11 protein-coding genes are annotated in these 12,107 nt (G+C 53.1%); 4 read left to right on the top strand and 7 right to left on the bottom strand.

The genetic code is table 11. The features are described from left to right. The first annotated feature begins 25 nt into the window (after positions 1–25). Entirely contained in the window at positions 26–544 is a 519-nt protein-coding gene (locus tag ACIOVB_RS01555) for an SgcJ/EcaC family oxidoreductase (protein ID WP_401264218.1), read from the top strand. A 261-nt stretch (positions 545–805) separates the two neighbouring features. Here the strand turns inward: ACIOVB_RS01555 and ACIOVB_RS01550 are convergent, their stop codons facing one another. From ACIOVB_RS01550 to ACIOVB_RS01535, 4 genes are all read right to left on the bottom strand, one after another. Continuing rightward, positions 806–937 carry a DUF2256 domain-containing protein gene (locus tag ACIOVB_RS01550; protein WP_401264216.1) on the bottom strand — a complete coding sequence of 44 codons (132 nt, stop codon included), beginning with the start codon at positions 935–937 and terminating at the stop codon, positions 806–808. Positions 938–1,043: 106 nt separating this feature from the next. Continuing rightward, a complete protein-coding gene (locus ACIOVB_RS01545; RefSeq protein ID WP_401264214.1) occupies positions 1,044–1,847 on the bottom strand; it encodes an ABC transporter ATP-binding protein in 804 nt (267 codons plus the stop codon). Then, a complete protein-coding gene (locus ACIOVB_RS01540; RefSeq protein ID WP_401264213.1) occupies positions 1,844–2,941 on the bottom strand; it encodes a FecCD family ABC transporter permease in 1,098 nt (365 codons plus the stop codon). Before ACIOVB_RS01540 ends, ACIOVB_RS01545 begins: the two co-directional genes overlap by 4 nt. Further along, positions 2,934–4,076, bottom strand: coding sequence for an ABC transporter substrate-binding protein (locus tag ACIOVB_RS01535; protein ID WP_401264211.1), 1,143 nt, complete (start codon positions 4,074–4,076; stop codon positions 2,934–2,936). The genes ACIOVB_RS01540 and ACIOVB_RS01535 overlap by 8 nt, the downstream gene beginning before the upstream one ends. A gap of 345 nt (positions 4,077–4,421) precedes the next feature. Here ACIOVB_RS01535 and ACIOVB_RS01530 point away from each other — a divergent pair, with 345 nt between their 5' ends. Further along, positions 4,422–6,323 carry a potassium transporter Kup gene (locus tag ACIOVB_RS01530; RefSeq protein ID WP_401264210.1) on the top strand — a complete coding sequence of 634 codons (1,902 nt, stop codon included), beginning with the start codon at positions 4,422–4,424 and terminating at the stop codon, positions 6,321–6,323. A 44-nt stretch (positions 6,324–6,367) separates the two neighbouring features. Here ACIOVB_RS01530 and ACIOVB_RS01525 read toward each other — a convergent pair whose 3' ends face one another. Continuing rightward, on the bottom strand, positions 6,368–7,066 hold the full coding sequence (locus tag ACIOVB_RS01525) for a multiprotein-bridging factor 1 family protein (protein ID WP_401264208.1): 699 nt from the start codon (positions 7,064–7,066) through the stop codon (positions 6,368–6,370). Positions 7,067–7,389: 323 nt separating this feature from the next. Between ACIOVB_RS01525 and ACIOVB_RS01520 the strand changes: the two genes are divergently transcribed. Beyond that, entirely contained in the window at positions 7,390–7,950 is a 561-nt protein-coding gene (locus ACIOVB_RS01520) for a hypothetical protein (protein ID WP_401264206.1), read from the top strand. A gap of 806 nt (positions 7,951–8,756) precedes the next feature. On the opposite strand, the gene ACIOVB_RS01515 is transcribed toward ACIOVB_RS01520, so the two are convergent. Beyond that, entirely contained in the window at positions 8,757–8,966 is a 210-nt protein-coding gene (locus ACIOVB_RS01515) for a hypothetical protein (protein ID WP_401264204.1), read from the bottom strand. A 51-nt stretch (positions 8,967–9,017) separates the two neighbouring features. Further along, positions 9,018–10,079: an SDR family oxidoreductase gene (locus ACIOVB_RS01510; RefSeq protein ID WP_401264202.1), complete on the bottom strand. Its 1,062-nt coding sequence runs from the start codon at positions 10,077–10,079 to the stop codon at positions 9,018–9,020. A gap of 444 nt (positions 10,080–10,523) precedes the next feature. Here ACIOVB_RS01510 and ACIOVB_RS01505 point away from each other — a divergent pair, with 444 nt between their 5' ends. Next, on the top strand, positions 10,524–12,074 hold the full coding sequence (locus ACIOVB_RS01505) for a TIGR04141 family sporadically distributed protein (RefSeq protein ID WP_095181755.1): 1,551 nt from the start codon (positions 10,524–10,526) through the stop codon (positions 12,072–12,074). Positions 12,075–12,107: the final 33 nt, after the last annotated feature.

The raw sequence follows: 12,107 nt of genomic DNA, 5'->3' as shown, positions 1-12,107 counted from the left end.
GTCTATCAATCACAGGAGTTTAGATATGCTGCTGAAAAAAACGACGCTTGCCTTGTTACTAGCCTTGTCTGTGCCCACTGTTTTTGCAGCTTCAAATGCACCCTATGTTTACAACTCGGTCGCTGCCCAACCAGTCAACGCAATGGATCGGGAAATTGCGGGCCTTTTTGATCGTTGGAACGGTGCTCTGCAGACGGGGAAAGCGCAGACTGTGGTCGATCTCTATGCGCCAAACGCAGTGCTTCAGCCCACCGTTTCCAACCAGGTGCGTACCACCCCGGCGGAGATAAAGGACTACTTTGACCACTTCCTCGCGATGAACCCGGTGGGCCAGATCAACTATCGTGAGATCCGCCAACTGGGCGATAACGTGGCGATGGACAGCGGTGTTTATACCTTTACCCTTAAGCCTGCTAACGGTAAGGCTCAACAGGTACAAGCGCGTTATACGTTCGTTTATGAGCGCCTGGGTGGCCAGTGGAAGATTCTCAATCACCACTCCTCGGCGATGCCTGAGACACAGGCACGCCACGCCGCACACTAAATATCTCCCCCTACCGCGAGCGTCTATACCGTCGGGGCGTAGGCGCTTTTGAGTCGTTGGTTTTTTCAGTGACCCACGCCTTTTTCAAAACAACTTCAGTGCAAAACGGCCGGTCTTGCCAGACATGGCATTTGATTCGAAGCATCCACTCAACGTCTACAGCGATTGTAGGTGGGGCACATTCGATCTATCCCCATTTGAAGGAAAATGTTCACTACCTGACTTGCTCCTGTATCAATGATTTATCAGGCCGTATTGGGTTCAGCTTTTACGCCGCCGGCAACGCTCAGAGCAGTAGCGCACCTCATTCCAGCAGCGTGCCCACTTCTTCCTCCATATGAAGGGAAGGCCGCAAATCACGCAAGTTTTGACTGGGAGCTCACTCTTTTTCAAAATGACTCATCTTCACCTTGATGGGGCCGACAGTGCGCGGCATGCTTCATGGCAATAATATTAGCCCGCTTAGTTAGCGCCGTGACGTCACATAAAACGTAAAAATTTATCTGCCGCCAGCCTGACTCCTAGGCGCAATCACCGACACTGGGTAGATCGCCGTGAATGCGCCGGCATCGACGCTCAGCGCTCTGCAATCAACGCCATACACCTGCGCGAGATTTTCTGGGGTTAATGTGGTTCTCGTTGGGCCGCAGCAATGCACGATGCCCTGATCAAGCATGAGCGTGTCGTCGGCGTATCGACTGGCCAGATTCATGTCATGGAAGATCGCCAGCGTGACAATGCTGTGCTTGCGTGTGTATTCGCTCACGGCATCAAGAATTTGCAATTGATTGGCCAGATCCAACGCTGAGGTGGGCTCATCCAGCAGCAACAACTGCGGTGAGCGGACAAGCGCCAGGGCTAGGGAAATCATCTGTCGTTCGCCACCGGAGAGTCGACCTGGCTGGCTTTCAGCGAAGCGTTGCAATCCAAGTAATTCAAGCAGTTCAGCGGCCTTGAATCGCGCCTCTGCGCTGGTCTTCCAACTGCGCGCACTGCCTTGCTGAGCGAGCAGCAAGAGCTCGTAGGTGGACAGTCGTACGTCGAGATGCGCGAGATCTTGCGCGACGTACCCAATCATCCTCGCGCGGGTGGCAGGAGACATCCCCAGTAATGCCGTGCCGTTGATGCTGGCGAAACCGAAAGCAGGCACCAGTCCGCACAATCCTTTCATGAAGGTCGACTTTCCCGCGCCGTTGGCACCCAGCAAAGCCAGTGTGTGGCCGGCGGCAACGTGCACGTTCAATCCTTTGAGAATGGGCTTGCCGCGCAAAGTCACCCGGTAGTCGGAGGTAGAGAAACTCATCGGGACGTCAGCCTCCGGTCGCGCAGGATAAGAATTATGAAGAACGGCAAACCGATCAGTGAGGTGACCATGCCGATGGGTAACACGGCACCGGGGACGATCAATTTGCTTGCCAGAGAGGCCAGGGTCACGAAGATGACCCCGCAGGCAATGGTCACGCCGATGGTGAAGCGCTGATCCTCGCCCACCAGCAGTCTGGCCACGTGCGGCGCGACAAGGCCCACAAAGCCGATCACACCCACCACCGATGTGACAGCGCCCGCCAGCAGCGCCGCCAGTACCAACATTGTCGTACGCAGTCGGCGCACCGGAATGCCGAAAACCACCGCCTGTTCGCCAAAACTTCGCAGGGCGGTTAACGCCCACGCTTGTAGTAGCACGACCGGAATGGCGATGGCTGCGATCACCGCACACAACGTAACTTTGTTCCAAGTGGCATGCAGCAGCGAGCCCATCAACCAGAAAACGATGCTTTGCAATTGATCGGTGCTCGCCACGTATTGAGCCATCCCCAGCAGTGAGCTGAAGACAAAGTGCATCGCGATTCCCAGCAGCGTGATGGCCTGAAGGCCCACCTGTCCGCGTGTCAGCAGCAGGATGATTCCAACGGTCATTAACGAGAACAAGAACGCGTTGGCGGTGACGATCAGATCGGCACTCAGTCCTGGTAACGCATGGCTGAAGGATAGGTTGAAGGCTAGGGCCAGTGACGCACCGAAACCGGCGGCTGACGAGATACCCAGCGTAAAGGGCTCTGCGAGCGGGTTGTCGAGGACAGACTGCATAATCAATCCCGAGAGCGACAAGCACGTGCCGGCCAGCACCGCCATGAGTGTCATCGGCATGCGCAGTTCCCAAAGGATCACGCGGGTACTGGAATCGACACTGTCGGGACGTAGCAACCCGGTTATTGCTTCACCCAGCGTGAGCGTCCCGGAGCCGACGATAAGGTCAGCAATGAATGCTGCAAATGCCAACACCAACAATAGGGTCAGCAACGCGCTACGTCGCCAAACGGTATGAGCGTAGTGGGCCTGAGGGGAGGGCGAGACCAAAGTAACCGGCATCGGCACGGCTGCTGGTAATTCATTCATTGGCAGGCGCAGGCGAGTAGAGAACGGCAGGGACGGCTTTCAATCCAGTGAAACTGAAAAGCGTAGCGAGGCTTTTGGCAGTATCCAGGCGCTGGGCGGTGTCGGGATAGAACGCTTGATTGAGGTATTCGAGCGCGAGAATGTTCCAGGAGCTCGCGTAAAACTGGTGATAGATTCCGTACACCCGAGCGTTCTGGCTGGCTTTCAATTGGGCAAAACCCGGACGCTCCTGCAACAGGCTCAATGAGCGATCTATCATCGGCTGTTGCACGCTTTCACCAAAGCCATATGCCGGCGCGACGGAGTTCGAACCAGGGAACTGAGAGCCCGTCATCACATAAACATCGGGCTGTTTACCGAGCACCGTTTCCAGTGTCACGTCACCGGTCGCGCCGGGCAGCAAGCTAGACCCTAAGTTCTGCCCTCCGGCGGCTTGCACGAGTTTCCCCCAATACACGTCACCATGAGTGAAACAGCATGCAGAGGCACCGCCCTGGCCGGCTTTTGCCTCGACGAACACCAAAGGTTTTTGCGTGTGTTGCATGATGTTCTGATCCACCTTCGCGAGTTGGCTCTGATAGAAATCAAGGTATGCCTTGGCTTCTGCTTCGCGATTGAGCACTTTGCCTAACAGAGCAACGGTTTTCTGGCTGTTGACCACGGGATCAATGTCGCTGTCGACAAATACCACCGGGATTTTGAGTGCCGCGAGCTTTTGCGCGACACCAGCACTCTCCAAGGAGGCGCGGGCGCGGGTCTGGAAAACCAGCAAGTCAGGGTGCGCCGACACTATCGCTTCCAGATTGAGATCGCCCTCATCGCCAAACTTCATGTCCGTCGCACGGTCAGCCGATTGCGGCCACTGCTGCTCGAACACCTTCCAGGTATTGGGATCTGCGCGCTTGACGATATTGTTCCAAGCAACGATGCGCTTAAAAGGATCCTGGCGGTCAAGCAGGGCCAAAGTGAAGAGGTCACGACCGTCTTGAAGGACGATGCGCTTAGGCTCGTGCGCGATCTCTACTTGGCGATCGGCAACATCTGTAACGGTCACGGGATAGGTCGTCGCATTTGCCATCGACTGACCTGCAACTAGCAAAACGATGCTTGCGATGAGATTTTTCAAATGTTGCATGAAGATATCCGTAGCCGCTGAGAAGGGCGCGTTTATCAAGAGCGTCCTTAGTAAATCGGCTCAAAAACGCGGGCATAGGCTATGGGAATAACTCTCATTCGTCTTTTAAAGATAATTTCATGTTAATGCGGTTGCAATCGCAAAAGGCGGCTTGGCAAGAAGGTGTTGTCGGGAATATTTGCTGCGAGTTTTTACGGTTTCTTTACGGTAGATTTTGTTGCTCACCACGATACTGGCCGCGATTTTTTAGATCGTCCATGTGCCTTGCTCTGCAGTTGGCTCTGGAAAAACGTATTGTCCAAGGATGGCATGCAGTTACTCCCCGCTGATTGAGAGGGCGCCACCTTGAGTGAGACCGCGACCGTTACACACGTAGACTCCCCGTCCAAAACATCAGGGGTGGGCTTGCTCGTCGCCGCTGTAGGTGTGGTTTACGGAGACATTGGCACTAGCCCCCTCTACACATTGAAAGAGGTCTTTTCCGGGCATTACGGTGTTCAGGTGAATCACGATGGTGTGCTTGGCATTCTGTCGTTGATCTTTTGGTCACTGATCTGGGTAGTCTCGATCAAGTACGTACTGTTCATTTTGCGTGCTGACAACCAGGGTGAAGGCGGCATCATGGCCTTGACTGCATTAGCCCGCCGCGCAGCAGCACCTTACCCGCACATGAGCAAGATACTTGTTCTGCTCGGTCTGTTCGGTGCGGCACTTTTTTACGGGGACAGCATGATCACCCCGGCTATTTCGGTACTCTCGGCGGTAGAAGGACTTCAGCTGGCATTTGACGGAATAGAGCACTGGGTAGTGCCTATTTCAGTGGTGGTGCTCGTTGCGCTGTTCCTGATACAGAAACATGGCACAGCCCGAATTGGTATCTTGTTTGGCCCTGTCATGGTGCTGTGGTTTGTGGTACTGGGCGCCCTCGGCATCCACGGCATTTTGCAGCGGCCCGAAGTGCTGCAAGCGCTAAACCCTGTTTGGGCGGTGCAGTTCTTTGTTGCTCATCCAGGTATAGGTGTAGCGATTTTAGGCGCCGTCGTATTGGCATTGACCGGTGCTGAAGCACTGTATGCCGACATGGGCCATTTTGGCCGCAAGCCGATTTCTCGGGCATGGTTCATGTTGGTGTTGCCGGGGCTGGCACTTAATTATTTTGGCCAAGGCGCCTTGATACTGGAAAATCCAGAAGCTGTGCGCAACCCGTTCTATTTGCTTGCGCCGAACTGGGCACTGCTGCCTATGGTCGCGCTATCCACACTGGCGACCATCATCGCCTCTCAAGCCGTAATCTCCGGTGCTTTTTCCCTGACGCGCCAGGCCATCCAGCTAGGATACGTCCCTCGGATGTTCATCCAGCACACCTCCAGCCAAGAGCAGGGGCAGATCTACATCGGCACGGTCAACTGGGCGTTAATGGTCGGTGTAGTGCTGCTGGTGATTGGCTTCGAGTCGTCCAGTGCTTTGGCTGCTGCCTACGGGGTCGCTGTGACGGGCACTATGCTGATCACCACCATCTTGTCCTCGGCTGTAGTGCTTCTCCTCTGGAAAACACCGCGTTGGCTGGCCATCCCATTGCTGCTCGGCTTTCTGTTGGTAGACAGCCTTTACTTCGCAGCTAATGCTCCGAAGATTTTTCAAGGCGGTGCGTTCCCCGTGATCGCAGGCATCGGTCTGTTTATCTTGATGACCACCTGGAAGCGGGGTCGTAAGATCATTGTCGAGCGCTTGGACGAAACTGCACTTCCTCTGCCGTTGTTCATCAGCAGCATCCGTTCGCAGCCACCGCATAGGGTACAAGGTACGGCAGTGTTTTTGACGGCCAAAGCTGATGCTGTCCCCCATGCGCTCTTGCACAACCTGTTGCATAACCAGGTTCTGCACGAACAGGTGGTGTTGCTCACAGTGGTGTCTGAAGACAGCCCGCGTGTGACTGCTGATCGGAGGTTCGAGGTCGAGGCTTACGGTGAGGGATTTTTCCGAGTTAGCGTTCATTTTGGCTTCATCGAGGAGCCTGACGTACCCGCTGCGTTGAGTCTCTGTCACTTGAATGAGCTGGACTTCAGCCCAATGCGTACCACTTACTTTCTTAGCCGCGAGACGGTTATCCCGACCAAGCGTATCGGGATGGCTCGGTGGCGAGAAAGCCTGTTCGCCTTTCTACTCAAGAACGCCAACAGCAACCTTAAATACTTCAATTTGCCGCTGAATCGAGTGATCGAATTGGGCACGCAGGTTGAGATGTAGAGGAGCGCAGTTAAGGGAAAGCGTCCTTGCTCTCGCGGTGCTGATCAGAATGGGAAATCCAGTTTTTTCTGCACAGCAAATTCGCCTGGCGCTTTGCCTCGTTCGAAAGCAATTAAATACGACATCTGTACGGTCAAAGGCTTCGCTTCTGACTGCTCGCCAGAAACCTTCAGATGTACTTTGCGAGTCGCATATTGAATTGAAACCTCAAGCCCTTGCAGCTCATTGATCAGCTCCTGCATCTCGTCGTATACGGCAAATTTGGCGCTTTCTGAATAATCGCTGGCGCAGTCCCTGTAGTCGCGAAAATAGTCCACGAGTGATGCAAACACCTCGTGGGCGTCACGCTGCATTTCAAAGCCGGGTTGAGAAATATCTATTGTGGAGCTTTCTGCAAGCTGCGCGAGCTGGTGTCCAGTCGACAGGGGCATCGCCGGTAGGGTGATATAGTCGCGCTCAATACGGGCTTTCTCTACTCTCAACTCCTCTTCTGAGGGGATGTCGAAGGGCTTGTTGAAGGCATCGATATCTTCGATCTCGAAAGCAACTGCGAGCGCACGTCGAGTAACAGTGCTTGCCGACTTGGCATTCTCAACGCGTTGTACAGTCCGTACGTTCAAGCCTGCAAGCTCGGCCAAAGTCTCCTGTGACCATTGAAAAATCTCCCGCATTTTGCGGATGAGTGCGGCAAATTCTTCGAGGCTCAATACGCGAGGCTGGCTAGACGAGGTGTTTGTATTCATTTTCAAGCTCCATGAGATAGTCGGTATGGCTCATGATGAAGAAGCTGCTGATGACACAACACGACAGGAGCCCGACAGAGAAGCGACAAGTCTGAGGCTCTGTTGAGGTAACGATGAATTGAAGCAAGCGTGCAGACACGTGCACCTCTCCGCTCAGCGTAGGCGTGATAATGTCTTCCGAGCCCATGATTCTAGTGCAGGCAGGGGAATGACCTTTCTAATCGCCGCCAGAGGCTTATTTTCCAATTTAAATCTGAAGCAGTGGTTGGTCAGAACGAATCCGAATGACTAGCAAGGTCGAATAAATACTCAAGGGATCCTTTGTGCCTTCAACTTTAGTAAACATTATTATTCGCGACCGTGGCGCGGAGGCCTATTCCGAGTACGCAGAGTTCCAAATTACCGATCCCGATGTAATCGTTAGCGCAGCTCGGCAAACTCTCGATTCGATCCCTCCATCATTTGGTTCTTGCGTCATGGTCAGTGCTGGTTTCACTGCCATTCTCAAATCTCAAGGGATACCCGCAGTTGTCGTCCTCGGAGACCTATTGATTAACGGCCAGTACGCTTTCGAATGCAGGGGTAACATTCCAGGGGCAACCTACGAGGGAGAGTTTGTGGAAGCCAAGTGGGACGGCCACGCTTGGGTAATGCTCGCCGGTGTGCTCTGCGACCTGTCGATCTTCCGAAGCGCCTACGCCACTAAAACGCCAAGCAACCTCAAAACCTTCATCAGCCAGCAGTTCGGTGAGAACAAGGGAGCACTGATGTGTCCCCACGACCGTTTGCCGGTCGGCATGGAGTTTGTGCCCAAATTTGCTCTCAATGACGCTCAGATTCTGGGGATTCTGGACGGTTTGTCCAGGCAAGCACTTGAGAGCTAAGTGATGAAGTTCGAGGTGGAATTCACGGCTGAGCTGGGAGCTGAGTACGGCTAGAAAATAAGGGCGGCGCTGACTTCACTGCGAGCTTACCGACCATGTCAGCTAGCTATTCAACTCCACTGCAAGCATTGCTCGCTCTTTGCTTAATGGCTGAAGAACTCCCGGTGATCCTCTCGTATGAAGATAGAGAAAGTATTCGTCGTTATGGTTATGAATTATCCGGTACACCTCACCAGGCGAGAGCCTACTAGGAAAGACAGTCCTGTCTAAGAGCAGCTCGAAGTGAGAGATGTGTAGTGATCTCAATGCAGTCATAAACGCTTCCTGCTCCTGGCGATGCCACCGCCGCAACATTAGGTGGCGAAGGAAGAAAACCAGACAAGCGATTGCAGCCAAGCCTATAGCAACCAACGATTTCATATCAGGTTCCATGTAGCACCTCCCTGTGCTTCGTGCAAACCAACCGATGCCTAAGCTCACACTGACGTCACTGCGAGCTTAGCCAAACCTCCATTTTCTGCAGCCAGCCTATTTCGAGAAAAACTTCGGTTTCCCTAAATCTGGAAACCAATCAGCCACTTCAATGCTGCAGTGTCCGGCCTTGCGCAGTGCCCACCCTAAAATCAGATCCGCTGATGCTCGATATTGATCTGCCATGAAGAGCCCTCAAGCCTGCAAACTAAACATCTTACTCAAAGCAACATTGCGGACAAAAAAAAGCCCGCGATGGGGAGAGCGGGCTGTGAATCATGTAAGGAGCTGACTTCAATGTACTCCGATGGATGTGAAAAAATTGTAAGGCGTAGTCATGGATACTTTTTGAGGCGCGCCAAACCTTGTTTGATGTGGCCAGCGTTCTCACCAATTGTGTAAAGCGCTCCTCGGACATTGTCTCCGACGTCTGCGTGGCCTTGAGCTTCAGCGCGCAACGTCAATTCCATTAATGCCGCTTCTAGAGCGAGCTGATTCTGATACATCCTTTCCAGCACATCTGATAACGAGTATTCGCCTGCCATATTCTTTCTCCCCTCCTTGGAATCATCTGAGCATATTCGTTGCGGCACGACCTAGGGTATCAGGCGCATCTCGCGTAGTTTGTTGAACACGTCGAAAAATGCCTGACCGCTCGCCTGGTAGGCAGTGAAGCCCATGGTGCGACTTTTCGACATATCCGTCACCACTTCGATGGGGCGACCGAGATCTGCATCGGTGTGCCATGGGGATATCAAGCGCCCGATATCCGACTCTTTCAAACCGTGTTCCGCAACCATTTGCCTCCACACGGTTTGGTCGTCAGCCATCTGCTTCTCAAGTGGGGAGAGTGAAGCGGGATAATCGGCAGCAGGCAAGTCGAAGTAGTCGGCAATGCGGCTCCACATCCATTTCCAACGAAATACATCGCCATTGGTGACGTTGAATGCCTGGTTAGCTGCAGCCGGCGTGGTGGCCGCCCACAGTTGTTGTTTCGCCAACTGCCGGGCATCCGTCATATCGGTAAGGCTCTCCCACTGCACTCTTGATCCTGGAAACACAAAAGGGCGATTGGTTTGTTTGCAAATGGACGCATAGACGGCGAGGGTGGTTGCCATGTTCATCGCGTTACCTACAGCAACCCCGGTGACGGTATGCGGGCGATGAACGCTCCAAGTGAAGCCGTCCTTTTCAGCAGCGGCGAAGAGCTCATCCTCTTGGGCGTAATAGAAATTCTCGACATCCATTCGACCCTGCTCTTCGCGAAACGGTGTTTGCGGAAGGCTGCCTTTTCCATAGGATTCGAACGGGCCGAGGTAGTGTTTGAGGCCGGTAACCAGTGCGACGTGCTCAACGCTCTTGGCTGGGCGAATGGCGGCGAGCGCGTTGCGTACCATGGCGGCATTAACACGAATGTTTTCGGCTTCTGTGGCTTGCCGTGACCATGTGGTAATGAACACATGAGTGGGTTTCAAATCCGCCAGCGCCTGTTGCAGCGAAGCAGGATCCTGAAGGTCTGCCGCGACAGAGATCGCGCCTTGCACTTGTGACGGATGCCTCGACAGCGCGGCGACCCGCCACTTGTTGTCGATGAGTAACTGAGTGATGGCGCTGCCGACGATGCCGCTGGCGCCCACGACCAAAGCTGTCTGGGTCATACGTTTCTCCTGGATTTAGGTTTGGGAGTCCTCCGAAGCGATGGAGGTTCAACCTAGCCGGATCTTCATTGGCGTACCTTGTATGCCAAGCGTTTCACTCGCATCGAATCCGTTTGGTCATCTACCTTCGCATCTTGGATGATTACTTGGTTTTTCATTTTTTCTTAAACCGGCGAGAACCTTGAAAAAGTGAGATCAGGCGCACACTCGCCAGCGCATCCCTTTGTTGTCTTCTCGGGTGACAATGGCAAGGTTCATCCTCAATGTTTTTCTCCATCACGGTGATTCAATGACGCGGAAATTGAGCCTTTTTAAATATATGTGACTAAACTGCGTGCAGTTGTTATAGAAGACGGCTATACATTCAAAACCTAGCATATACGGACTTAACCTGCGGCATCTGGACGATAGGTTGAGTTTGAGGCGAAAGGTCAAGGAGGGCGTATGAAGCTAACCATTAATGTCTTTCTCCTTAAGGCAGGTCGTAGCCTTCGCGACGCGCTCTCTGATGAAGTTAGACTAGACCCCATTCCATTCTCACTACCCGGAGTGGAGTGCCTTTTCTATCACCAAACAAACGCATCCCATCCCAAGTGGACGCAGCTTTTCAATGATATTGAACAAGTTGCGGAGCTAGACCTCCACGGTCGGTCGCTCAAGGCGCTGATGGTGATGGCTGTACGTGATCGCATTTTTTGTTTCACATTTGGGCATGCGCGGCACCTTATCGACGGTGCCGGGATTGAGCGCTATTTCGGCCTTCGCACCGCACTAAGTCTTACAGATCCGCTGTTAATAAAGTCTGTGGAGAAGTCAAATATTGATCGGACACCTCTGCGCTCGAAAGCCCAATCTTCGAAACATATGACGATATCGGAGTTCGACTTCAAATTTGACTCGGAAATTTTAAAGTCGCTCACGGGAGTCATTGAAGGTGAGAACGATGAAAGCGAATACGTGAGCGGTTCGGATTCGTTGGCCTTGCATTCGGATGTCAGACTGGAACAATTTCCGGACATTGCCTCAAGATTACTGGTTGCCTATGAGGACGAGCGCTGCAAGGAAAAATATCCCTGGATGGACTATATAGTTCCGGTACGAGACGCAGCCCTTACGTCTCAGCTTGATGGGTTGTTGGTTGATGCCATTAACGCAGAGGATTTCGATCGGGTTCGTGCCGCTGCGCCCATGCTTTTAACAGATGACGTTAGCGGTTTCGGCTACGTTCGACATGGAGCGCGCTCCAAAAATGGGCCCGCGCTAAGCTTTGACTTGGATCTTCGACAAGCACTCGTTTCCAAACACATTTTAGGCGCTGTAACGCTACAGTCGCTGCATTCGGAGCGTATCTACCTCTACGGTGGGGATGAACAGCGACGCGAGTGTTGGCCTTTATACATATGCATTGAAGGTGAAATTGGGTTTCAGGAGAAGGTGTATCTATTAAGCGAAGGGGATTGGTACCAAATTGATCGTGAGTACACTGATCAGGTCAATCGGTATTTTGCAGCAGCTACTCCATCCGAACTGCATTTCCCTCCCTATCACACTGATCTTGAGGGGCCCTACCTGAGGCGAATTGCAGACAACATCAATTTCCATCTGCTTGATCAGAAACTGGTGCGACTGAACGGGGCCTCAAGCCCCTTTGAATTCTGTGACTTGGTTACCCCAGATCACCACATCATCCATGTGAAAAAGTACTCATCATCAAGCGTACTCAGTCATCTGTTTTCTCAAGCTTATGTGTCCGCCGAAGCGTTGATTAACTCTCCAGACGTTGCGGTTCAGGTGAATGCACATCTTGCGCTGGACGGTGACTTTCGCTTTGTCTTTGATCCGTCTACCCAGCCACGTAACCGCATTGTTTTCGCCATCATGCAGCCCCATGACGTCTTGCACATGCCATTTTTTTCTAAGGTTAACTTCCGACAGTTTTCACAGAGGCTGACTGCCATGGGGTACCAGGTGCAGGTGTGCCGGATACCCAGTTGATTGACTCACCCTGGTCTTGCCGTGGTGTGCAGC

The organism is Pseudomonas sp. NPDC087639, assembly GCF_044743385.1.
In the GTDB taxonomy this organism is placed as follows: Bacteria; Pseudomonadota; Gammaproteobacteria; order Pseudomonadales; family Pseudomonadaceae; genus Aquipseudomonas.
Note: the sequence above shows the minus strand (reverse complement) of the source record. Positions and strands in the feature narration are given on the sequence as shown.

Bases quoted from the DNA above. Each gene is read 5' to 3' on its own strand.
- ACIOVB_RS01555 (WP_401264218.1), top strand. From the start codon at position 26: ATGCTGCTGAAAAAAACGACGCTTGCCTTGTTACTAGCCTTGTCTGTG.
- ACIOVB_RS01545 (WP_401264214.1), bottom strand. From the start codon at position 1,847: ATGAGTTTCTCTACCTCCGACTACCGGGTGACTTTGCGCGGCAAGCCC.
- ACIOVB_RS01540 (WP_401264213.1), bottom strand. From the start codon at position 2,941: ATGAATGAATTACCAGCAGCCGTGCCGATGCCGGTTACTTTGGTCTCG.
- ACIOVB_RS01535 (WP_401264211.1), bottom strand. From the start codon at position 4,076: ATGCAACATTTGAAAAATCTCATCGCAAGCATCGTTTTGCTAGTTGCA.
- ACIOVB_RS01525 (WP_401264208.1), bottom strand. From the start codon at position 7,066: ATGAATACAAACACCTCGTCTAGCCAGCCTCGCGTATTGAGCCTCGAA.
- ACIOVB_RS01515 (WP_401264204.1), bottom strand. From the start codon at position 8,966: ATGGCAGGCGAATACTCGTTATCAGATGTGCTGGAAAGGATGTATCAG.
- ACIOVB_RS01510 (WP_401264202.1), bottom strand. From the start codon at position 10,079: ATGACCCAGACAGCTTTGGTCGTGGGCGCCAGCGGCATCGTCGGCAGC.
- ACIOVB_RS01505 (WP_095181755.1), top strand. From the start codon at position 10,524: ATGAAGCTAACCATTAATGTCTTTCTCCTTAAGGCAGGTCGTAGCCTT.